General features: G+C 44.2%; 13 protein-coding genes. 2 read left to right on the top strand and 11 right to left on the bottom strand.

Annotated elements, in window-relative coordinates; translation table 11 throughout:
• The 9 genes from ACYQ0C_RS09390 to ACYQ0C_RS09350 form a co-directional block, all read right to left on the bottom strand.
• Positions 1-2,211 (bottom strand): glycoside hydrolase family 3 C-terminal domain-containing protein, encoded by a 2,211-nt coding sequence (locus ACYQ0C_RS09390; protein WP_016276532.1) that lies wholly within the window; start codon positions 2,209-2,211, stop codon positions 1-3.
• Positions 2,212-2,235: 24 nt separating this feature from the next.
• Complete coding sequence (locus ACYQ0C_RS09385) at positions 2,236-4,629, bottom strand: right-handed parallel beta-helix repeat-containing protein (RefSeq protein ID WP_016276531.1); 2,394 nt, start codon at positions 4,627-4,629, stop codon at positions 2,236-2,238.
• A gap of 32 nt (positions 4,630-4,661) precedes the next feature.
• Positions 4,662-5,780 carry a glycoside hydrolase family 88/105 protein gene (locus tag ACYQ0C_RS09380; RefSeq protein ID WP_016276530.1) on the bottom strand — a complete coding sequence of 373 codons (1,119 nt, stop codon included), beginning with the start codon at positions 5,778-5,780 and terminating at the stop codon, positions 4,662-4,664.
• A 32-nt stretch (positions 5,781-5,812) separates the two neighbouring features.
• Positions 5,813-7,924, bottom strand: a complete 2,112-nt coding sequence (locus ACYQ0C_RS09375; RefSeq protein ID WP_016276529.1) for a hypothetical protein — start codon at positions 7,922-7,924, stop codon at positions 5,813-5,815.
• Positions 7,917-10,091: a hypothetical protein gene (locus tag ACYQ0C_RS09370; protein WP_016276528.1), complete on the bottom strand. Its 2,175-nt coding sequence runs from the start codon at positions 10,089-10,091 to the stop codon at positions 7,917-7,919. The genes ACYQ0C_RS09375 and ACYQ0C_RS09370 overlap by 8 nt, the downstream gene beginning before the upstream one ends.
• A complete protein-coding gene (locus ACYQ0C_RS09365; protein ID WP_016276527.1) occupies positions 10,079-11,875 on the bottom strand; it encodes a hypothetical protein in 1,797 nt (598 codons plus the stop codon). Before ACYQ0C_RS09365 ends, ACYQ0C_RS09370 begins: the two co-directional genes overlap by 13 nt.
• 178 nt (positions 11,876-12,053) lie before the next feature.
• The gene (locus tag ACYQ0C_RS09360; protein WP_016276526.1) at positions 12,054-13,844 is read right to left on the bottom strand and encodes a RagB/SusD family nutrient uptake outer membrane protein; all 1,791 of its coding nucleotides are present in this window, start codon (positions 13,842-13,844) and stop codon (positions 12,054-12,056) included.
• A 21-nt stretch (positions 13,845-13,865) separates the two neighbouring features.
• Entirely contained in the window at positions 13,866-17,327 is a 3,462-nt protein-coding gene (locus tag ACYQ0C_RS09355) for a TonB-dependent receptor (RefSeq protein ID WP_016276525.1), read from the bottom strand.
• Between the two features lie 245 nt (positions 17,328-17,572).
• Entirely contained in the window at positions 17,573-18,583 is a 1,011-nt protein-coding gene (locus ACYQ0C_RS09350) for a FecR family protein (protein ID WP_016276524.1), read from the bottom strand.
• Between the two features lie 360 nt (positions 18,584-18,943).
• Between ACYQ0C_RS09350 and ACYQ0C_RS09345 the strand changes: the two genes are divergently transcribed.
• Together ACYQ0C_RS09345 and ACYQ0C_RS09340 are read left to right on the top strand one after the other, a co-directional pair.
• Positions 18,944-20,335 carry an alpha-L-fucosidase gene (locus ACYQ0C_RS09345; RefSeq protein WP_016276523.1) on the top strand — a complete coding sequence of 464 codons (1,392 nt, stop codon included), beginning with the start codon at positions 18,944-18,946 and terminating at the stop codon, positions 20,333-20,335.
• A 250-nt stretch (positions 20,336-20,585) separates the two neighbouring features.
• The gene (locus ACYQ0C_RS09340; RefSeq protein WP_016276522.1) at positions 20,586-21,161 is read left to right on the top strand and encodes an RNA polymerase sigma-70 factor; all 576 of its coding nucleotides are present in this window, start codon (positions 20,586-20,588) and stop codon (positions 21,159-21,161) included.
• Positions 21,162-21,265: 104 nt separating this feature from the next.
• On the opposite strand, the gene ACYQ0C_RS09335 is transcribed toward ACYQ0C_RS09340, so the two are convergent.
• Positions 21,266-24,700 carry a bifunctional proline dehydrogenase/L-glutamate gamma-semialdehyde dehydrogenase gene (locus ACYQ0C_RS09335; RefSeq protein WP_016276521.1) on the bottom strand — a complete coding sequence of 1,145 codons (3,435 nt, stop codon included), beginning with the start codon at positions 24,698-24,700 and terminating at the stop codon, positions 21,266-21,268.
• 258 nt (positions 24,701-24,958) lie between these two features.
• Positions 24,959-25,564: a hypothetical protein gene (locus tag ACYQ0C_RS09330; protein WP_016276519.1), complete on the bottom strand. Its 606-nt coding sequence runs from the start codon at positions 25,562-25,564 to the stop codon at positions 24,959-24,961.
• Between the last annotated feature and the right edge of the window lie 151 nt (positions 25,565-25,715).

The raw sequence follows: 25,715 nt of genomic DNA, 5'->3' as shown, positions 1-25,715 counted from the left end.
TTACCAAACTTGATAAGGTGCTCCCTTTATCGTCAACGGCGAAGATACGCCTGCCACATAATTGGGCTGTCCTCCCCCTACGAACAGAGTCACCTGACCGCTCTTTTCCATCAAATTGCCGTCAGTTTCCGTCAGAGCCAATTCCTCAGGCGCCAACGTAAAAGAGACACGGGTGGACTCTCCCCGTTTCAGATGAATCCGTTTGAAACCTTTCAATGCACAAAGAGGAATTTGCTTCCTGCCGTCCTGGGGATGCACGACATAAAGCTGCACCACCTCATCGCCGTCACAATATCCCGTATTGGAAACGGTAACAGTGACCCGGACCGTATCACCGGTATGGATCTCACCTGCACATTGCATATCCGAATAGGCGAAAGTGGTATAACTCAAGCCATATCCAAACGGATAACGCGGCTCCCCTTTGAAGTAGCGGTAAGTACGTCCAAACATCGAATAGTTCTCGAAAGGAGGCAAATCATTGTCACTTTTATAGGTTGTCAACGGCATACGTCCTGCCGGATTATAATGTCCAAAGAGCACATCGACAATGGCATCTCCCGCCGCTTGTCCGCCATACCATGCCTGAAGCAGCGCATCGGCATTCCGGCTTTCCCACTCAAAACTCATTACCGAGCCCGACATATTGACTATAATCAAAGGACGTCCGGTTTTCTTCAGTTCTTTCAACAGCTCAATCTGCACCAAGGGAAGCTGCATAGTGGTGCGGTCTCCGCTGGCAAACCCTCCATAGCCTGCCGCTCCGGCATCTCCGGCTTCACCTTCATAATCGGCACTTATGCCACTCACAAAAACAATGACATCCGACTGCATGGCTTTACGAGCCACTTGTGCGAACGACGGAGCATTCTTCAGCTTATCCACGATACCTACTCCCGGCAGATAATCAATTTTAATCTTATTGCCCAAGCGTCGTTTCAGGCTCATATAAGGAGTAACTATTTCAGAAGGAGTCCCGAAATAGTTAGCCAGCTGAGTCTGCCCGTTGTCGGCATTAGGACCGATCAAGGCTATGCTCTTTATCTTCGAAGCATCAAGCGGCAAAAGGTGATTCTTGTTTTCCAACAGGACGATAGATTCCTTAGCCATGCACTCCGCATGCTGTTTATGCGCTTCACATTCCAAGACTTCCCGTCCGATGGAGCTGTATGGCACCCGTTCTGCCGGGTCAAACATACCTATCTTAAACAGAATAGTAAAGAGACGGCTTAAAGATACGTTAATATCCCTTTCCGAATGCAGCCCTTTCTTCACGCCCTCTGCCAGCAAATGATACAAATTGCCACATTCCAGATCGGTACCTGCAAGCAGGGCATCACTCATTGCTATCGTATGCTCGGGATGCGTCTTATGGAACTCGGCAAAGTCTTTCAATGCCCAACAATCGGACGTGACATATCCGTCGAAATGCCATTGGTTGCGAAGAATATCCGCCAGCAAGGGGTCATTGCCGCAACAAGGCTGACCGTTCAAGCGGTTGTAAGCGCACATCACCCCGTGTACCTTTGCTTTCGTAACCAGTTCGCGGAAAGCCGGCAGGTAAGTATCCCACAAATCGAAGACAGACGGACGGGCATCGAATGAATGGCGATTGTATTCAGGACCGCTATGCACAGCATAATGCTTGGCGCAAGCTACCGATTTCAAATAATGTGGATCATCTCCCTCCAAGCCACGTACAATTGCCGCGCCCATTTTGGCGGTAAGATAAGGGTCTTCTCCATACGTTTCCTGTCCGCGTCCCCAGCGGGGGTCGCGGAAGATATTGATGTTTGGAGTCCAGTAAGTCAGTCCGCGATAACGTGTACCGGTTTTACCTGACTTCAAATCCTCATTAAAAAGCGCACGTCCTTCTGTAGATGTAATATCTCCCATTTTGTGTATGGCGTCTGTATCAAATGTAGCCGCCATACCGATAGCCTGTGGAAAGACTGTTACTTTCTCTGATGTACGCGCCACACCGTGCAATGCCTCGTTCCACCAGTCATACGCCGGTATGCCCAAGCGCGAAATAGCCGGAGAATGATGTTGCATCAACTGCACCTTTTCTTCCAATGTCAATCGCGAAATGAGATCTTTCACACGTACTTCTAATGGCAAATCTGCATTTCTGAAAGGAAAATTCCCTACCTGCGCATGTGCAAAAAGCGCACAAAAGCAAAACATGAAAAAAAATGATATATTCCTCATATTTAGTTTATTCTTAAATTCTTATTATCTTTTCAATTCGTGTTTTGGCTGAAAAACAAAATACTTTAAGTACTTTTTATCCGGTCCTGCTTCACGGATAACTTTCTGCACATCAATCGACTGCTTCTTCGGTTTGGGAGCCGTCCAGCTGAAAGAGGCAGATACTATCGCCGTCTCAGCCGGCACTATCGCCCGATTGGCTATATACAGTTTCTGTATGCCATTACGCAATGAATTGGAACTGACAGGCGCTATCTCCAACTTACCCTTTCCCGGAGTACGTTTCTTGTCAATGTTCTTTTCGCCCACCAACTCGTCATTGAAATAGAAGCGGAATGTCTTACCGTCATAGCTGAAGGTAGCCGTATTCTCCTTATCATCCTCCACCACATTGCCCGAAGCTATCTGATACAGGTTGTCGTTACCTCCACCTATGTTCAGGTAGGCTACTGCCTGCTTTCCCTGGATGAGCATGCCATAGAATCCATCCGTGCCGAACGAGCCGTTTTTCCGTACAATCCAACGCTGCTCCTTTCGTCCCGACAAATTAAGGAAAGTGCTGACCGGATGGAAACAAGCGTGTACAGTAAGTTTTTCGGCATCCATACCCAGACGATTGTCGAAGACCGGTCTGGAAGTGTTCATGTCGAAATTATTGTTTTCCCAAACCTGCAACTCCGCCGATGAGCTTCTGCCAAAACTGGCAACCTTACCGCTTACTTTGCCTACCACCGTGTTCTTTATTGTGATTTTCGAACTGCACTCATCAAATCCCATCGCGTCTACCACGCCATAGACTCCTTCTCCTTTGTATATCCAGTCAATGTAGTTACCGTCATATACCGAACCTTCGCAATCTCCCAATGAATAGATACCCGCGGCATCACCAAGTGTCTGTGCTACATGATGTATATAATTATGAGCGATGTAGTTATTCTTTGTATAATTCGGCTCAAATCCCCATGTCCATCCCATACTAATGCCACTGTAACTTACATAAGATATCTCGTTTTTCAGAATCTTGTTATTGGAAGTTTGAGCCATCCATATACCTACTGCAGCAGGATGAATATGTCCAAGACCGGTGATGAGGCAATTACTTACCACATTGTCGCGTGGAGCATCACGCTCTGGCACACCTGCTTCCTTAACCAAACGGATGTCAAAGCCCATATATATACCTCCCGCACCAGTGTCAGAGATTTCGCAACCATCCAACTTTATCCCACGGCATCCCTTTGCTATAGCAATGCCGATAGCTCCTAAATGACGCATACCGCACTGCCCGAAAGTAATATTATCAGCATATTCAAGCTGCAAGGACGCCCCTGCTGTAGGCGCAGCTTGAGCTCCTGTAAATCCCGGTCGGATTTCAGAAGGAAAATAAGGAATACCTTTCTGTATTTCTGCCGGCCAATTGGGAGCTATGTCATATATTCCCATCCGATAAGAAGTGTATTGAAAATCAATATTTTCAAAATGTACATTAGATACCGGATTCTGAACCGTTCCCTCAAAGTCCACAATACGCTCTAATCTGGGAGCATGAATATTCATCTCTTTGGGATTTTCCCCCTTATTTGTCAACAAATGCAACCTACCGCTTTTCCTATCAAGAAACCATTCACCCGCTTCGTCTAAAGCCTCACGTATGTTTTCAATCCTGTAACGCATATTCTGTCCGAAATTTCCTACCGGATAGCGGCAAGGAGAGGTGAAATAGATTTCATTTTTAAGCGTGTCTATCGACAAGATGGATTGCCATGAACACTCCCAACTATGAAAGGTCAGTATCTCGGCATTCTGCCAATCGTCCCAATAACGAACGTCATTCCCTTCATAAGCAAAACCGCAACGTGATAACCAGAATTTCGCCTTCTTTTCAGAATCACTCAATACACTGCTGGCTTTTCCTGTAATGGAAAGACTACCTTTTGTTCTTAAGAATCCTTCATTGGGAGTACGTGCACGTACCAAACGCTTATGACCGGAAAATAATTGTCGGAAATACCAATTTCCATTCTTTACTTCTGGTAATTCCGCCACCCAATGATTCGGTTCTATTTCCACCCAATCCGTAATGTGTTTACCTCCGCTTAACACGATGTCTCCTTTTCCCCACGAACGAAATGTAACCATTCCGTCCTTACCAGAATTCTGTTCTGCAGTCATCCTCAACGGCTCCTCCAGTTCATACAACCCGGGGGCGATACATATATTTACCGGGTCGGCATTCCCGCTTGCACGCAACTCTCTGAGTTTTTCCGTCACCTGCTGAAGTGAAACGAACGGACTGTTCTTGCTGCCATCTCCCTGTCCTGAAACCTGTTGGGATACATATACATCAATGGTCTTGGCCGAACTTCCTAAAAAAAGTCCCAGCATACAACCAAGTCCCAAAAGCCTTTTGATATTCATTTTGCAATATAGTTTGTACATTATTCATTTTATTACTCCATCAACGCCGTTACGCACCAAAGGTAGGGTGCCTGCCCATGATAATCACCGGCTATGCGGGGACGGTCGTAATAATACTGCTTGTCATTCTTCTTATTGGTACCCACACATACTTCGGTCACATCGCCCTGTTCATTGATATAAGGGACAAGTGCCAACCACGCTTTTCGCGCAACCGGGGCATATTCTTTCTTAGGGAGCCATCCTTGCTTCACACCGGTAATAATGGCATAAGCAAACATTGCCGAGCCTGAAGTTTCCGGCCAGCAGTCCGGCTGGTCCACCAGCTGGTTCCACATTCCGTTTTCTCCTTGATACTCCTTCAAACTGTTCATCATCGTCAAATATCCCTTCAGAATACGTTTACGCTCCGGACTGTTTTTGGGAAGCGCTTTCAACAATTCTGCCATACCGGCTGCCATCCAGCCGTTTCCGCGTGCCCAATAGAAAGGAACGTCCGGAGCGTGATAGAACAATCCGTTCTCGCATTGCAGTTCATCCAGATAATGAACCATCTCCTTTGCTGCCCGGTTGATATATTCCTTGTTTCCTGTCACCCGGTATGCCTGGCTCTGTACAATGGTAATCATAAACATATCGTCAATCCAAAGGCGGGTCTGCCAAGAAAAACCCTTTTGCGCCCATTCCTTTTCCCTGTCGCTGGCGTCAGCCGGCAATTGCCATTGAGTGTCGGCATAAGGCATTCCCAAATCATAGTATTTCTGATTCTTAGTGATTCGGTAAAGTTCCAAAGGCAAACAACCGAACATGTTCAAATCGACATGGTTCTTAATCGGGAGATACGCCTTCTCTTCTTTGAGCAAGGGTTCAAAACGCTTCTCCAACATTCCGATCAGTTCATCGTCACCGGCTACCTGAGCATATCGCAAAGCCCCCAGCCACGTACAAACTTCGGCATAATGAATCCATTTGCCATCATGCAGAAAGTGCTTTCCCGGTATGAAGTGGCGGCCCAGTTTGGCTCCAATCTCTTTCGGTGCATATCCTTCGGGGAAATTCTTCAAATCCGGATCTCCGGCAACTTTCGCTAAACTGTTTCCTCCGGCAACCAACGCCAAGAGCAAACATAAAACATATTTCATATTTTTCATTTGTTTGATATAGATTTACAAAGATACAGATATTACTTATTCTCGTAAAAGATAGGCAAAGGCGGTGCGTCAACCGGCTTATTGCTACGAGGCAATTCCTCGGGCGCCACCCTTCCCAATTTAGACCGATAGATCTTCAATCCTCTGACAGGCGCATTCCAAAGGCTTACTAAAGTTCCTTCGCATCCACGATCGGGCATCATCTGCGCATGCACTTCCATGTATTGGTCGAACAGCAACAAGGCACGATTACAAATATCCTGCGCACGTAGCTGTTCCGCTTCCGAGACCGTTCCATCCTCTTCCTTACGGATGGTCTGTATCTCAACAGCCTCTTCGAAAGCCTGCAAATAGATAACCGAACAGAGAATCCGATTACCGATGAACGACAGATAACGAAAGGCTTCACTCGACTTATCGAGCGGTTTAATCAAGTCGGACAGGACTTTTCCCGCTTCCAGATAGTAATCATGCGCAGCTTTTATCTGTTCCTTTCTCATCCACGTGTACGAACCTCCCGCACGCCAGGCTCCCATCCAGCAGAAGCCAATATTCCCCAAGTGTTTCTTGGCATAACTATCTCCTTCATTCACCATTGTCATTACACTGTCATACCTTTCCACATCTTCGATGCCCAATCTTGCCGCATACTCCTGATAGAAAAAATAGGAAGAGAGCTTCCCTTTCAATGTTGACTCCGCGGCATAACGCGCCGATGTTCGGTTCTCTGCCGTCCGCCAGTGGTTATACAACAAAGAGCCATGCTGTTCACCGGGCAGCATCTGCTCGATATATCCCATCAGACGTGCATTTCCCTCAACCGAGTTTTGATACAGGTACATCAATCCGTCAAACTCTATCCAGGAGTATAGTTCCGTATGACGCATATCCTCCGGAGTGTGGATGACGTCCATGACAGCCTGTGCCGTTCCCTCGCTTCCATGCGAAGGCATCAGACAGATGGGAGTCTCCGGCAAAGCCAGACGTGCTAACCGGTACCCCCCTTTCGTATAATCCGTGATGGAAGAATAGATACCTAATTTCAATTCCGGTCCGTCGTGCTTCTCTGCCTGCAACTTCTCTATGGTCTTCACAATGATACCTACCTGCTTATACAAGGCATTCAAGTCAGACTGTTGGGAACGAATGGGAGCACATACCGTAGAATCATTGGCAATGTCCTCCGGGAAATATTCATTCAGTGTGTTTCTCACCTCCTCTTCCGTGCAACGCGGTCCCCATCCTCCGGTTTCTTCCGTTATCATCTCCAAGGCATTCAGTCGGGGATAGCTTCTCAGGATGTCTTCGGTGGTTTGCACAGCTTGTTCAATGGTTGCGTAGCGAGGCTCGAAAGAGTATTGCACATAGAATCCCAAATCAGCGGCATAGTTTATCAGCTTCTGCATCCAAGCCACTGCAAATCGGCTACGCTCGGCAGGATTGGAAAAGAGGGGTTCGGCACCCGGTATACAAAAAATGCTGTCATTTCTCGACACGTTCTTTTTCAACCGTTCGTTGTCATACATGTAATGCACATTTCCATAGAAGAAATTACCGGCAAGCGCCAAACTGTCTCCTATTTGCGTTTCGTACCACTGACCCGGATAGCTGTGAATCACCAGTTTGTTAAAACGCATACGCAACAAAGAGTTCAGATACTCCTTGGCATCTTCTATCTTATAAGAAGAGATGTCCATCGGAAAATTCACATGTTGGCGGATTCCTCTCCAACGCACTTTGGGAGTTACCATTTTGCTCTCTATCTGTGAAAGTTTCTTCTTCACCCCAGGCTTGGAAACGCCGGTCACATCAAACGTATAGCCCAGTTCCTCAAGCAGCGTATAGAAACCGTGCGCAGCTCCCAGTTCATCTCCGCCTATCAGGCATATCCGGTTCTCTTCCACCCGATAACCAAACGAGCCATCCTCCAGCGTGGAATCCACACACAAGACGTAGTTCACCTTCTCTGCTCCGGGTATCTCTTTCAGATACAGCTTCATATCTTTTTCCACCAACTTCGTAGTAACGGAAGGTTCAAAGCCTTCGCATTCCACTTTCATGCCACCGCAGCTTGCCAACAACAACCAGCAAGCCAAGAACGGAAGTAAAATAAAAGTATAATTAAAACGTTTCATTCTATTCATGGTATATTAATTTGTTTTTCTTTTCCGAACCGACTACCGTCATCTTCAGACCTTGTTTATCTGTAACCAATACAATGTCCGCTGGCGATTTTATTTTTAGGATTGACTTCCCGTCACGGAACAACTCGTCGAAAGCACCGCAAGCCAAACGTTTGATTGTCCCTGTTTCATCAATATCCAACGCCACCATTCCCTGATACTTGCCAGTGTACACATGATTACCCACCCGGATAGAGAACTCAGTGCGGGAGTCGTTTTTCAACGAAAGATAATCCGTCACAACCACGGCACCGTCCGCACAACGGTTCCCTTCAACATAGCCGTTGGGAAGAATCCCCAACTTAGCCACATTCTCCAGCGAGAAACGGGTTGCCACAGCCTTTCCTGCCACCTCCTTTTGCCACTCACTGAGGTCATTCGCATAAAAGTCATTTTGCGCTTCCCCTTCTAACAGCAACTTACCTCCGGCATTGACATAATGTTTGATGAAATCGGCGGTTTTGGGCTTGATATACTGAGGGTTCAGCAAAACGACCGCCTCAAAGACATGTCCGTTCATCATGGGTTTGTACTCGTGGTTCAGTGTCAGTACATCGTTCTCTATCAAATCAGTCGGCACCAAGGCATTCAGATAGCCCGCCTTCCACATTTCCTGAACTTTCTCCTGAAACTGCAAGGTGTTGTTAATGTCATACCTGCCCCGTTTCCCGTAATCAGGATACCAGTTTGCCAACGCCTCCATGCCGGCAATAACCAAAATACGGCAGTCGGCGTATGTAGCGTTGAAATGGTTCAGCAGTTTCGCCATGCGCTCCACTTTCCATATAGTAGGAGCCACTTCGGAAGATTCCAAAGAGACTCCCCATGCACCTTTGTCATTGATGGCATGGTAGTGCGTCCGTATGCCATATTGTAAATCCGTCAAAGCTTTGCTTGCGAAAATATCCAAGTTTCTGTGATAATACATGTTGTACATCACATTCTGTGTATTCGCCATGCCGATTCCCATCTGTATGGCAGTGGCGATGTTTTCATCGCTATGCCCATAGTCGCGGGGCAACGTCCACCAATTGATGCCGGTAGACCAGATTTCATCCTCATCAAACGCATTATGGAAGGTATTGTGCAGTCCCAAGAAAACGTCCGTACCATAGAGTTTTTTGGCAAAACGCGCCAAGGCTCTTTCCGCTCTCAAAGGTCCATGCCTCATCACATCCATATAAAAGTTCTTCGCTTTTATCTTCTCGGTGTCATTTCCCTCGGGCGAATAGCGCATCTGGAACAAATCTTCATCCAGATTCCGGTTGTATTGGTGGCGATATTGTTCCTTCATTGCCAACGAATAATGACGGATGCGGAACGTTTCGTCGCCCTTCATCATGAAGCCAGGCTGTACAGCCATGTAGCCGAACTCGTCGAAACCGATTCCTTTGAATGGGATGTCCGAATAGGCTTTCAACACCCGGTAATAGCTGTCAAGCGTGTAATCGGCAAACAGAGTCGGCCATTCATAATAGATTTCCGACATCACATACACATCGTAGCCCGCCAGCTCCTCGCCAGCGTTAATCTCTATCTGGAACCTATCCACGTCTCCTTTCTGCACACAGCAGCGGGTGATTTCGTGAAGAGAACCGGGTTTATAGGTATCCGTGCCACATTTCTGGAAAGCGTAGGCACGCAACAGTTCCTGTTTGAACGGCTTTACTGTTCGGACATGATGCGGCTTGTTGCTGCACACGGCAGTACCGTTGGCATTCAGTCTGGTTTCCGTTTCCACAATCGTGCGACTGCAATTCTCCTCCGTATAGTTTCGTGCATGCCAGACTTGCAGCCCGATGCCGATGTTCAGGCTATCTGCTTTCGCCACTAGGCGTTCAAAGACCGGATGCATGGTTTCTACATCATAAAAATCTACGCCGTTGCGCGCCGTCAGGAAAATTAAGGTGTAAGGAGTGGTCCGGGCATACTCTTCCAATTGCTTCAAGTAGACATCCCCCTCCAGTGTTTCGGGAGTGATGAACCAATACCCTACCAAAGGATGTCGGGTATTGGCAAGTTCCGACGTATAGATCACTTCCATCTCTTGTACCGTGGCAAACACAGGCAGTATGGAACAGAAAATCAAGCAACTCAGTAGTGCTTTGGCATATCTCAATAGAACCATTGGCTTACTGATTTAATCGGTTTTTCAGTCGGTTTTACAGGTACTTCGACGGACAATCTGCCCCATGAAACCTGCAACATTCCCTCGGAAAGAATCGACTTGGTATCCTTTATGGCTACCTCATCTACCTTGCTTCCTACTGACAAAGCCAATGCATAGACAGCTTGGTCTATCTTTGTCAAATCAAAATCCTTCTCCTCACCAGCATAAATCACATAATCTATCCAGGCATTCTTCTCGTCTTTCCCTTGTTCCCAATGTCCTTTCCAAGAACCGAACCGGGCCTCAAGCAACTGAATGGCTATTTGCACCCCCTCCGCTTCCAAGGTAAAAGCATCGTTGTCGCAGGAAGGCAGCTGGATGCAAGTCTCCCGGCAATTACCCAACTCAAAACGAAGCCGCAGGTCGCTCGCCTTGAATTTGCCCTCCTCAATGCGTCCGATGGTAATATGCTTGTCTCCTCCATCCGTTCCGAAGTCCATCACAGCCACCACCTTGTTCTGTTGTTGCTGTGTGTGCATATATACGGTGCTGAAATCGAAAAAGTCGTGCAGGAAACGCACTTGCAGGTAGTGCGGCCAGTCCACCGTTCCCCAGTATGCAGTTAATGGGCGACGCTGATTCCACATACTGGAACGTGAAGCCGTGGAAAGCACGTATTCATCTGTAAGATAAGTATATCCTTTTATTTGAGGTTCGTTATATTCGAAGACATCTATTTCCGTTCTCGGATATTCTGGCTCCAGGAAGTAAGGATGCAGATGTTCGGGGATGTGGTGAGTGGACTTTACGTCTGCACGCGGCTTGCCGCAACCCAAATCGATTTTCCCATCGGAAGCCTTTTTCAAGATGTCATAGAAGGAGGCATCAGTTAAGGTGCTGTAAGATCGGCTATTGGGACCTACCCATTGTCCAGAGGGCTTGTGATAATGACGTGCAATCATTTCCCACCCCATTTCATACAACTCATCAATCATCCTTTTAGCTTCCGGCTCTACTATATGACGCTGCATTCTGTTCAGTTCATCCAGTGCCACAATAGTATAGGTGGGACTGTTATATTCTGTAAAGCCTTTTTGTTCTTGTGTATATTGATAAAAAGTATATAAGCGTTCATTGGCATACTTTTTCATTTCGGGCAGGTCGAAGAGGTGGGACACCATGTAGGTGACGTAGGTTCCCATAATAGCAATGTTAGTGTAGCCCGGTTCACAATCTCTTTTTTGTACCGATCGGGCGGCAAGAATCAGTGCATTCTTCATTTTCTCCTGCAACTCGGCAGGCAGGCGATCTTGGTGTTCCATATAGATATCCAACAGACAAACGGCATTGAAGTCCGCCCAGTTATAGTCTACCGGCGTCTTTTTCGTTGCCAACGGCTCCTCCTCAAAATAGGGCCAAACACCGCAGGAAGGAGAATTAGGGTCTGTATCCTGCACGGATATGACCTTATCTACAATGTCGATGGCACGCTGTTCGTATTGCGGTTCCTGGCTATCGAACAAATCCACGGCATAGAACAGCGAAGCGCGAGTATCGTGGTAAGTGCCACTTTGGGCATCTGTGTGATAGTTCCATCCGTTCAGAACTTGGGTCAGCATGCAGCCTTCCGGGTCATATTTCGGGTCACACTCCCGGATTTTTTCAAGTAGTATCTCTTTATCCGTCTGTGAAATTTCTAACGGAGCATATTTTATATAGCCATCATTGTACTCTTTTCTTCCGGCACAGGCTGTCACGACAAGCATCAACAACAAACAAATGGCATTAGATTTTCTTTTCATACGATTCTGTTTTTAGAAAAGAAAGTGTGCCAAAACCGATTTCCACCACAGATTACCCGGATTGTCACAGATTATCCAACTCAACTATTCAATGTCTAAAAAAAAATCTGTGTCAATCTGTGCAAGCCGTGATGAGTTTTGACACACCGTCTTCCATCTTACACAAAAATTAGACTAATTACATTTTCGGAGTATCCCAACCCGGATTTTGAGTCAAGTTCGGATTCTTCAGGATTTCATCCGTCGGAATCGGGCTCAGATAATCGCGGTCTGCATTAAAGTGGTAAGTACCACCGTTTAGGCTAGTCTTCAACGGGTCCAGATAACCGTTTTCATCTACCGGTATGGGAATGTTCTTTTCAACTTCGTTGGCATAATCTTCCACGCACAGACGGAAACCTTTCGGACGTTCGCCCTCAAACAGCTTGTGTGCTCTCCAACGTTTCCAATCGTTGGTACGATAACCTTCACCTGCCAATTCCACACGACGTTCCTGACGTATGATAGCCAGTTCGTCGGAAACGGGATAACCGTAGTCGGGCCAGTAATCCTCTACAGTAGGTTTCACCGCTGTCAAGGTAGGCATACCCACACGTTTGCGCAGCAAGTCGATGTTGTCCGTCAGGTCAGGATAGGTTCCGTGCAGCTCCACGTATGCCTCCGCGTAGTTCAGCAACAGTTCGGCAACACGGAAGCTGATACCGTCTACTAACGGATCGGTCTGATTGACAATAGGAGCCTCCGGATTGTGGGATTTTTTAGGATGCCAGCCGGTAGTCGTAATACGTCCCATATGCGAGAAGTTGATTTGCGGTAAAGTAAACAACGAATCCACATAAGGAGGTGTAACCGTATTCAGCAAATCGCCCGGAGTGAACACACTTTGTCTGTAACGGGGATCTAGTTTCTCTGCCAGATCGTTCAGATAAGCGACCCCTTTTCCCTTTACAACAGCTTCGTCTGTAATATCAATAGATTGTCCTTCTTTGGTCAAATAACTTTGTATCAAATTCAATGTATAGGCCCCACCATAATATCCATACAGCCAAACCTGTGTATTCAGATTGTTCTTTACACCCAAATTAGCAGAATAATCCTTACTCAAGGTCACTTCCGGAATATCAGCATAATCAAAACGATTGAATAAATTATAATAATCCTTGTCCGGATTTCCGGTAGAATAAATATAGTCTTCAAAGCTGCCGCAATCACGTTTAAACTGTTCGTAAGCATCAATCACTTTCTGAAAATACTTGTCAGCATCCACATCTGAAGCCGAAGGGGTTCCTTTGTGGTATTTGGCCCAAGTCGCTTCAAACAGAGCCACTCGTGACTTATAGATTAATGCCGACTCTTTGTTCAAACGGTTTACCCCCACTGCCGAACGCAGTTTCAAGTGTTCCACCGCCTGATCCAGCATATTCATAATTGAATCGACGACTACCGAACGCTTGTCACGGGCCTTGTACATACCCTCATCTGTAGTATTAAGCTCGGATGAATACCAAGGTATGTCACCAAAATTAGCCACCAGTCCATGATATACCTGTGCTCTCAAATAGCATGCTTCACCATAAGTCTGTTCATAAGCACTAAAAGGAGAAGTACACTTGGAATAATTATCGAAAAACATATTAATTTCACGAACAGGCCCCCACTTCCAATTTCCTCCAGATGTAGGGGTGGTGTTATTTTCACCGTTCATCCATTTGTCATGAGTAAGTCGGTTCACCATATTATCTGAAGTTATATCAGCTACAAAATAACCCATTCCCCAGTCAGTGATAGCCCCGGGAAGCCAGCCATATTTACCGACAATATAAGCATCTAAATGTTCAGGAGTTTTCCAAAATGTAGGTTGAGAAACTTGATCAAGTGGCTCTCTGTCTAAAAAATCATTACAGGCTACAAGTGTAGAAGAAGCTACAGCCATCAATGCAAAATTCCGTATTATCTTATTATATTTCATATTTCAATATTTTTACAATTATCAAAAACTAATATTAGCACCAAATGAATAAACAGCCTGTTGCGGATACATTCTTCCATTGTTCACCGATTCCGGGTCAATATAGGAAGGCAGGCCGGAAAGAACAAACAAGTTTTCTCCAGAGAAATAAACACGACAACTGCTCATTCCCACTTTATGAACCCACTGTTTGGGCAATGTATAAGACAATTGCAAGTTCTTCATACGAAGATAAGCACCGTTCATCAGATATCTGGTATTTGTTTGGAAGTTCTTATTTCCTTCCTTTGTCTCATAAGGACGCGGGAAGAAAGCATTTTTATTTTCCCCCATCAATTCCAACAAACGAGGAGCACAGGTTTCGTCTCTATAAAAGTCCTTATGCCATTTATTATCATAGATTGAAACAGCAGAAGAACCAGTATCATTACCACCTGTCCCGAAAAAGAAGAAAGATCCGCTCATAAACACATCACGCTTGGCCACACCTTGGAAAAACATACTCAAATCCAATCGACCGGCTTTTTCAAATTCATATCCCAAAGCCAAATTAATACCATATCTGAAACGCGGAGTAGAGTTACCAATGATTCTGCGGTCACCCGGCTCATCAGCCGTTGAGTTACCCGGAGTAATTTTTCCATCGCCATCTAAATCCTTGTATTTGATATCACCGGGATACCAATTGGCATGAATTTTGCTTTGGTCAATTAACAGTTTGCCATCAGCGTCAAAATCATCTTTCGTCAGTAGTCCTTCTACTTCATACCCCCAAATATCACCGAATTTCTTTCCGGCATACCATTTTTTGGAATCCAATGATTTAGAAGTTGCATTATATTTAGTTACTTCTGTGGTGGCATCTGCCAAGTTCAAACCGACACTATAATCCAGTCTTGAAGTGATCTTATCTCTCCAACTAAACTGTGCTTCAAATCCTTTAGTTACCAGTTCGGCATTATTTACAGACGGGGCACTAGCACCCAATACAGCAGGCAACGGAGTCGGAGGACCGATAATATCCCAAGAACGACGATTAAAGTAACCCAATTCCATAGAAAGTTGATTGTTCAAGAATCTAGCTTCCAAGCCCAAATCCAATGTCGTGATCTTCTCCCAAGTACGCACCTTATTCAACAAACCTGGAGTTTTTACATAAGTGGGACGTTTACCATTAATAATCCATGGACCTTGAGCTGCTGTTTCCATGGTAGGTATATGCAAATATCCTGCGGAATTACCTTGATTACCCAGTGTTCCGTATGAGGCTTTCACACGAGCATAGTTCACTACATCTCTCAGTTTTTCCCAAAACGGTTCGTTACTCATGTTCCATGCGCCGAATACTGAGGGGAAGAAGCCCCATCTGTTTCCTCTAGAGTAACGTCCGGATCCATCGTAACGGCCATTCACTTCCACAAAATAGCGTTCTGCCCAGTTATAGTTAAAACGTCCGAAGAAACCTGCGGTAGCCCAATCATTTATAGAATCATCAAATGTACGGTTACCTTGGGCAATGTGCGCAGACTCCATATCATAGACAAAGAGATCTCTGGCTGTACCAGACAGCTTTCTGTAGGTATTCTCCTCGGCCTGCGCACCCAACTGAATACGGAATGAATGACGCTTAAGTTGCAGTTGGTAAGCAGTATATCCCTGTATCGTCCAATATTGGTTAGAAGCAGTAGATTTGTTTATAGAAGATTCAGTACCGTTAATCAAATATTCATCGCCCGAAGGGAATGTTCCATATACCGGCATACGCAAAGTTTGGTTGTCACTGAAGTTCATACGCCACGTTCCGTCTACGTGTGCAATCCATCCTTCAGCCAGTTTAAAATCGAAAGCCAAAATATTATCAAGACGATGCCCCATATTCTTTTTCATACCACCATTCATACTAGTCGCAATAATTCCTGCATAGCTTCCGTCAGGATATTGAAGCGGAGAGGTAGGCCAAGCACCAAACGCATAATCAAACATTCGCTGGCGTCCACCGGCATATTCACTAACCGGTTCTTTCGTTACGGCAAACGAATAACGATTACGGTAGGTCACTTTCAACCAGCTGGTAACATCTGATTCAATAGCGGCATTGATATTAAAACGACTATAATTATCCATATCTTCCACAAAATTCAAAATACCCGGTTGATATACATAACCTACAGATACTGAATAAGAAGACTTTTCACTACCTCCTTTTAAAGAGAGATCATGTTGATGACGGAAAGAAGATTTCAACATAATATCCATCCAGTCGCTGTTGACCAACGATTTTCCCCACATATTACCAGAATCAGACACCAAGTCAGCCAAAGAGTACTTACCCGGATTCTGGATATTATCTCTGATGATATCTAAATCTTCATCTGTAAACGGAGCCTGTGAGCGTGCATTGATATACGACTGGTTTCTCATCAAACCGAATGTATATGAATCGAGTGTCTTGGGCATATTGATTGGATTAACAATACCATAGTTACCTGAATAGCTTACGACAGCCTTTTCATTCCGTCCTCCCATCTTAGTCGTGACAAGCAACACTCCATAGGGCGCACGAGCACCGTAAACGGCAGAAGCAGCAGCATCTTTCAAAACGGAAATACTTTCAATTTCGTTGGGATTCAATGCATTAAAAGCTCCCATATCTGAAGGAATACCATCAATAACCACCAAAGGAGGAGTAGCTTCGCTCAAAGCAGCCTGACCACGAATTTGGAGAGTAGGTGCAGATCCCGGAGCATTACCACCGTCGGGAGTGCTGAATGTAATACTGCTAGCCTTACCTTGCAACATGGAACTTGCACTAGTCACTGGACGATTTTCCATTTCTTTAGAGCTGACCACATCTACCGAACCAGTCAAATTTGATTTCTTCTGCGTGCCATAAGCTACGACAACTACTTCATCCAGTACTTCCGTATCTTCTTTCAATACAACTTTTGTAATAGTACCTGCTTTTGCTTTTACTATGGCTTTACTATAACCGATATAAGACACTTCGAGAGTAACCTCCTTGCCGGAAACTTTCAATTCAAAGTTTCCATCCATATCAGTAACAGTACCATTAGTTGTTCCTTTTTCCAACACAGCGGCTCCAATGACTTCCTCTCCATTTTCATCCACTACTTTTCCATTTACCTTAAAAGTAGCCTGCTGCGCAGCCTGTACATTTTCAGCCTGTGTGGTCAAAACAATCTTCTTATCCAAAACAGAATATTTCACATTCGTACCTTCAAATACTTTCTCCAGCACTTTAAAAATATCACTATTGTGAGAAATAACCGAAACACGGCGGTTCAGATCAATATGTTTATTACTAAAGAAGAATCCAAATTCAGATTGATTTTCAATTTCCTTCAAAACTTCTCCAACCGTCTGATTCTGCGCCTCTACATTGACAATTGCAGTCTGTGCATACGAATCGGATGCATAGGCCAGTCCTAAGGAGCAGACAAAGAAAAGAGCAAATAGCTTCATAGTTCGTGGAATTTTTTTCGAGGCAAGCCATAAGGAATTTGGTATCCTCGAAAATTGGATACTACAATTATTTTTCATACTTTTGTAATGACTTAAAGATTAAAAATTAGTTGATTTCAGCTTGTCGCCAAACAAGCTTTAATTAAAGACCGATTTTCCATACGGGGAGATACGCCAATATTTTCCCGTATGTTTTTTTTGTTTTTAAGGTGACAATTCTTTCATATTAATTCAATTTAAGGTTATTAATAGATTTCAATATGCGTCTTTTGTTGTGATGCATCTTTTCCGTCAACATATCTCCACCGGATATCGGCTGCCAATTTAAAATATTCCAGAATACGCTCCAACCGTTGACTGGTGAAAGTTCCTGTAAACGACTCATCCAAATGTGCATTGGTCTGCGTAAAAACCACATTATAGCGTTTACTCAAAATATGCAAAGCATCTTTTAACGGAGTATTATTGAAAATAATCTTTCCGTCTTTCCATGATGTTTCCGTTTCCCCTGAAGTTTCATACAAGTGGGTCGCACCATTTGTAGAATCATACACTACTTTCTGCCCTGGCTTCAGCACTACTTGTTTCTTATGGCCACCAGACTGAAAACTAAAATTCACTTTTCCTTCAATCAAAGTGGTCGATACATCCGACATATCATCATAAGCTTCCACATTAAAGCTTGTCCCCAGCACCTCTATCCGCGACTGATGCGCTGTAGTCACAATAAAATGTTTTTCTGCATCCTTAGTCACTTCAAAAAAAGCCTCTCCTTTCAATGCTACCTTTCTTAAGTCACTTCCTTCAAAAGAAGATGGATACCGCAGTGATGATTCTGAATTCAAATAGACAACTGTACTGTCGGGTAAAATAACAGAGGTGGTCATCCCCGGATTAGTCTTAGCCTCAAGCATCTGTACCACATCACCCTTTTCAACATAATATTGGGCAAGCAAAGCAGCAAGCAGCGGGAGAAACAGCACTGCGGCAACACGCTGTGCCCACTCCCACCAAGCTACTTTCCTTTTACCAATCCTTTTACCTTTTATTTTAATTAATGCCTTTTCAGCATTTACCTTATTCATTACATGCACTGTGTCCGCCGCCAAATAAAGCATCTCCATTTGCCTTACTATCCTGCGGTGCTCTGTAGATTCCTGAATCCAACTTTCTACCTGCCGACGTTCCTCTTCTGTTGCGATACCCTCGCAATAACGGGGAAGTAACAATTCTATATTATTTTCTTTAAAATCCATACGCATATCTTTTTAGGTCTTTCTACTTATATGGCAGTCGGGAAAAATACATTCCTAAACTAAAATACATTTATTTTTTAATCCTCCCCTCTAATATCACCATATATCACTCATTCATAACCATTTAACAAAAAAAATAGTATATTGTCAAAAGTTCAAGCTTCCTCAATCCTCCTTTCCTGTTCTATAATCAAGAACTGCCTTCTTTGCCAAAGGCATATACATAGTATGGCAAATGAAAAGAAGTGATTCCTAAATCCGAGCACCTTTTTTTTCAAAAGTTTTTTTTCCTCATTTTTAATTATAACCTTTGCCGGAGAAAAGATTTTATTTCATATAATAATCATATAATTCTTTAGTATGAAAAACTATAAAAGACTATTAGGATGGTGTCTCATCAACACTGTATTTTGTTTTTATGCTTACTCACAGCAAGTGCAGGGTTTCGTACACCAGCAATCGGACAAAAACGGTTATGTCTGGCCTGAAGACCGCCAAGTACTGGATAAACTGGAAAAATGGCAAGACCAAAAGTTCGGTGTTCTCTTTCATTGGGGGCTCTACTCTGTACCCGGAATTGTTGAATCATGGTCTATCTGTTCCGAAGATGTGGATTGGATCTCACGCAAAAACGGAATGCCATACGATGAATATAAAAAATGGTATTTCGGACTAAAAGATCAATTAAATCCAGTTCACTTCAATCCAGAACAATGGGCGGATGTAATGCAGGATGCTGGAATCAAATACATGATTTTCACCACTAAACATCATGACGGTTTCTGTACCTTTGACTCTAAATATACAGATTTCTCCATTGCACATGGAGCCTTTAAAAACAATCCACGCAAAAACGTGGCTTATCATGTATTTGATGCATTCCGAAAAAAAGGCTTCATGATAGGATGCTATTTTTCTAAGCCCGACTGGCATTGCGAATGGTTCTGGAATCCTTATTTTGCCACTCCCCAACGAGGAATCAATTACAAAAAAGAACGTCATCCCGACTGGTGGCAGAACTACCAGACCTACACCGAAAATCAATTGAACGAACTGATGTCTGAGTATGGCAGTTTCGATATCTTGTGGTTAGACGGAGGCTGGATTACGGGGGAGAATATCCATTTAGACAGAATTCTGGCACAAGCACGCAAAACACACCCGGGACTTATCTCTGTAGATCGCAGCATCCGTGGCAAAAATGAAAATTATCAGACACCGGAACGTGGCATTCCTGAAACGCAACTTAATTATCCTTGGGAAAGTTGTATCACACTAAGTAATGATTGGGGATGGACACCTAACGCTCCTTTTAAATCACCACAAACAGTTATCAACATTTTAGCAGAAGTCACGGCAAAAGGAGGTTGCCTATTATTAGGAGTAGGACCTACACCGGACGGAATCATTGAAAACGAAGTGGCAAAACGTCTGCACGAAGTAGGCCGATGGTTGAAAACAAACGGAAAGGCCATTTACAACACACGTACGACTCCGATTTACCACAGTGGAAATATATGGTTCACATCAGATAAAGACGGAAAGACCCTATATGCCATTTATACTTTACCGGAAGGAGAGAAACTTCCCGAAACAATAGAATGGAAGGGCAACTCTCCTATCGGCAAAATGACTCTGCTGCAAGGAAATAAAAAAGTAAAATACACCAAAGACAAAGAAAGGACAAAAGTATTCTTGCCTCAGAATCTTGTCAATGAACCGATAGTATTACGTTTTACAATTAGAGAATAATCAAACACTTCTATTTCATCATCTATATATCAAAAAAAATACTATATTGTAACTGGTTCGGACAGAAGCATTCTTCTCGAACCAGTTACAAATTGATCTCATTATTTTGATTCTTCGTTTCCTCATACGATCAGTTCTGTTTTTATTAAGATTTTCTCTAAAAAAGCAGCAGAAAGAACAGATTCCCCAAAAACAATAGTTTTTTTTAGCTTTAAAAGATTATATTTGCACACGGATCAACCTTTAACTAATGAAGATGGAGTATAGCTATGAAGACATACCTCTCTTGTCGGCCATAAAAAACGGGGATGAGAAAGCATTTGATGTACTTTTCAAAAAATACTATCCCATGTTATGCGCTTATGGAAATAAATTCATAGAATTAGAAGATGCGGAAGAGTGCGTACAAGACGCTATGCTTTGGCTGTGGGAAAATAAGGAAATGCTCGTAATCCAATCCTCTTTAAGTAGCTATCTATTCTCCATTGTCCATCATCGTGCCATAAATCGTATCAAACAGCAAGAAGTAAAAAGCCGGGCCGAAAACTATTTCTATGAAGAGATGCAATCCCTAATAGACGACACGAATTTTTATCTTATAGAAGAACTGACTATACGTATCCAAGAAGCAGTAGAAACACTTCCTGAGTCCTATAAAGAAGCTTTCGTAATGCATCGCTTTAAAAATATGAGTTATAAAGAAATAGCAGAAATTTTAGGAGTATCACCTAAAACCATAGACTACCGTATCCAACAAGCTCTGAAACAATTACGTATTGATTTAAAAGATTATCTGCCTTTACTCTTGCCCCTGTTGATGAGATAATATTTTCCACTTTTAGTTTACAGCATAAAAAAGCGCTCCCTAAAAACAGGAAGACGCTGAGAAAAATTATCGGACGGAATGTATCCGCCCGATAATATAAGCAATTATTCTACTGGCGGTATATCCAGAATACTGCCATAACGATGATATTCAAACGATATGCTTTGTTCCTTGATGTAATGAATCAGCTCCACACGCCCGTCCTTCACCGGTTTGGCAGTAGCAATATACTTGTCCATACGTGCTGCTTCCTCGTACATTTCCATCGGAATATCTGCTCCGCAAGTACGGATACGTTCATAATCTTTCATTGATTTCAAGAATCCGGCCAACGTCTCCTCTTTCAAAGGACACCCGATAGCAGACAATGCAGCCGTACGGTCATCACCCGGTTCAAAACTAATGGTCAACGGAGTATGGCAAGTCTTGGCGGCCAGAGCAATCATCTTTGCGTCTTCATTACTATCACCGGGGAAAAGACGAAGCACCATATTCTTCAATGGCAGATAGCGGAATACATTCTGTTCGCCATACAGGTTATTGATATCGCGTGCATGTGCAAATTCCTGTTCGTATGCCTTTGCATAGCTCTGTTTATAATCAGTAGTACTGCCCGGCTTATCGGTGATCTTGAGGAAGCATGCGCAATAATTAGGACCACCCGCTTTCACGCCTCCACCAAAAGCAGACAATTTCATGCCACCGAACGGCTGGCGGTTTACGATAGCTCCCGTTATACCACGGTTGATATATAGATTTCCGGCCATGATAGCATTCTTCCATAATTTCTGTTCGCTCTCGTCCAAACTCTGCAAACCGGAAGTCAGGCCATAATCCAAACTGTTCACCAGCTCGATCCCTTGTTGCAGGTTCTCAATGCATACCACACTCAGCATCGGGCCGAACAATTCGGTTCTGAATGAATAGTTGCCGGGACGTACCCCCCATTTCACCGTAGGAGCCAATATATATTTGTTCTTATCAAGGAAGCGGGGCGGAACCAACCAGGATTCTCCTTTTTCCAGCTCCAATGCTTTCAACAGTTTGTCATTCTGATTGGTAATCATCGGACCTACCATATTTCCCGGATTCCATACACTCCCCACCTTCATGCTGGTGGCAGCATCCTTCAGTTTTTCCTGGAAGTTCTTGTCTTCATAAACCGACCGTTCTACCAGCAACAAAGAGCAAGCGGAACATTTCTGTCCGGCATTGCTGAAAGCAGAAGCCACCACATTCATAATGGCGTGGTCGCGGTCGCCGGAAGCGGTCAGGATAATGGCATTCTTGCCACCGGTTTCTGCTGATAGCGGAGTAGCGGGATTGGTGCGGGCAATATTTTGTGCCGTGTCCGTTCCCCCTGTCAGAATGATGTGTTTGATGGCCGGAGCAGTGGTCAACACCTTCAATGCCTCACGGTCTGTTATAATGACTTGCAGTGCTTCCTTAGGCACACCTGCATCCCAGAATGCTTTGGCAAACATCCAAGCTACGGGAGCAGCCACAGTAGCCGGTTTCAGAATAACCGTATTTCCACCCGCCAAGCCGGCCACGATACCGCCAATAGGGATGGCACAGGGGAAGTTCCACGGAGAAATGACAAGAACAGTTCCTTTCGGAGCTATATCCACATCAGGCAACTCTGCAAACTGCTTCATGCTGGTAGTATAGAAACGGGCATAATCCACCCCTTCCGATACTTCCACATCCCCTTCTATCACGGTCTTACCGGTAACAGCACACATACAGCCTATCAAATCACCACGCATCTCACCCAGTCTGTTGGCTGCTTCATACATTATTTTATGCCGTTCCTGCAATGTGGTCTTTCTCCATCCTGCCGGATCTTTTTCGGCTATATCTATAATCTTCTTCACCTGCTCCGTATCTGCCTGTGACATTTCGCATACGCATACCTCATCATCCTGGCAACGGTCCATATATTTATGACGCTTGTCACAAACCACCGTTTCAGTACCGATCTGCAAAGGAATGATTTCAGGTGCGTCCGTTGGAGACTTTTTCCATTTTGCAAAAATATTCCGTACCCATTCCTGATTCTGAGCCAAATCAAAATCAGTATCCGGTTCATTCTTCATCACATCAGCCGGGGGAACAGGGGTGTAACGATGCAAACGGTTTTGTGTACGGGTAGGAATATGGGTGATGGTATCCTTCATTTTATAAGCATCCTCGAACTGATTCTGCAAGAAACGCCAGGTATCCGTGCCGGGTTTCAAATTGAATGAATGAGTCAGGAAGTTATCGGGAGCCGTATTTTCATCCATACGTCGTACCAAGTAAGATACCGCATTCAGGAAATGCTCATCTTTTACTACCGGCGCATATAGAATCACATGATTTCCCAATTGGGATTGGGCACGCCATACATGGTCTGCCATGCCTTCCAGCATTTCAAAAGTCATGTATTCCGCACTTTCCAGTCTCTGACTCAGCAAATAAGCGTATGCTATAGTGAACAAATTATGAGAAGCGACCCCCACATGCAATGCCTTTGCGTTTTCGGGTAACAAAGCCCGTTCCAGGATATGCAGGTAATTGGCGTCCACTTCTGTTTTCGATGTCCTCACAGGATTAGGCCAGCCGCGAAGGGAAGAGATAACCGTTTCCATTTCAAGGTTACATCCTTTTACAAGACGCATCTTTATAGGAGCACCGCCCGCCGCCACACGCGCTTTGGCAAACTCCAACAATTCGGTTTGAAATTCATAAGCATCCGGCAAATAAGCCTGTACTACGATACCTGCCGAGTAGTTCTTGAATTCCGGCTTGCTCAGCACAGTCTTGAACAGACGCAACGTAAAGTGTGCATCCTTGTACTCCTCCATATCCAGATTGACAAACTTGGAGCGTTTCACTCCATGCTCGTCCACATAGGGAAAATCAATAGCCTTCTGATAAAGGGCAGTCATACGTTTCACCAGTTCCGGAAAACTTTCTTCATAGTTCAGCGCATGAGTCTGTGCATAGATACCCGATATTTTTACGGAAATATAATTGATATCGGAAGCCTCCAAAGCTTCCAGATAGTGGAAATAGCGATGATCCGCCTCGCCATTACCCAATACGACTTCACCCAGCAGATTCACGTTCTGACCAATTTTTTGTTTGAAACGGGCAGCCAGATGGTCTGTCAATTTAGGACGCGCCTCATCCAGAATCACTTTAGAAGTATCCATACGGAGACGCTTCTTTATGATTGGTATGGCAATGAAATCAAAATGATGACCAAAGGCCTGGTACATCTTGAAAAGGAAAGCGTCGCGCTTGTTCAGAAACTCGGGTACGCCATATTGATCTATCAGTTTCTTAATGCGCTCTGCCAATTTCTTACGATCACGGATTTGAGAAGATTCGTCCAGCATCTTCACCAGAAACTTTTTGTCCTGCGGCCGTTGCACCATTACGGCATATTTATGCTGCTCTTTACGTTCTTCACTGGTAATGGTTTGTTCACACGTGTTATAAAGCTTCAGTACCCACTCCTGTACTTCAGCGATGGTCGGTCTGTTGTCCATAGTAAACTCATGTTAATGTGTAAGAATTAAGGATGAAAAAAAATTATTGGTAAACAACCAAAGACATGAGCATCGTAGGACTGAACATAACGGCACGATACCGGTGCAAGGTCTGAAGAGCTTGCTGCGAAAACCGGTCAAATATAAGTTCTCTGCCCATAACGTTATTTCCTTATAAAATGAGACTGTTCACATGCAAATATACATTAATTCTTTTATTATCAAAGGAAAAAACGAAAAATTATAATCCGTAACGAATTAAATTTCCAATTTAAAGAAGGTAGGCTGATTGGAAGCCTCACTATAGCCTTCCAACAAGCATAAATCCGTACAGGCTATATGAATGGCAAACAAACAATTGATGGTATGCGGACGATATCCTTCGGGTGGGGAGATACAATACAACTTACCTACCGTTTCCTGTGCCCAGGAATAAGACTTCTCTTTAAAATCGACTATAAACGCCGCCTTTCTGAAACGACCTGAGATTTCACGCAAATAAAACTCACCTATATGACAGGCATTGATCCAATTAGGCTCATGGTTGGCAAACAACCAGAAATCATCCTGCAAACGAATGCCTATCAAAGGCCCTATGCTGGAATGAATGCTATATAGGACAGATTCTCCGCTATACAAACCACCCCGGCATATAAACGCCACTTTCTCCAAGCAATAAAATATATCATAGGAAAAACCTTCATGCTCATTCTTCCAATGAAACAGGCCATTCTGTATCTGAAGCGCGTGCGCCGGAACCGCCCATTGCCCGCAATCCAACAGGCACAAGACATCACAGCCTCTTATCAATTTATGATAATCAGCCACACACTTATCCTGTGAATTCCATGCAATAACTTTCATCGCTCAGACTAGTTTTATCCGTTCATTTTTATGGCACAGACATAAAAAAGAGACGTGGGACCTGCTTCATATTTTATCTGCCTTAGAGGTATCCCCATACCAGCTGCACAAATAATAACAACAGTGTCCCACGCCTTTATGAATATACTAA

The sequence above is a fragment of the Phocaeicola sartorii JCM 17136 = DSM 21941 genome (genome assembly GCF_054653615.1).
Note: the sequence above shows the minus strand (reverse complement) of the source record. Positions and strands in the feature narration are given on the sequence as shown.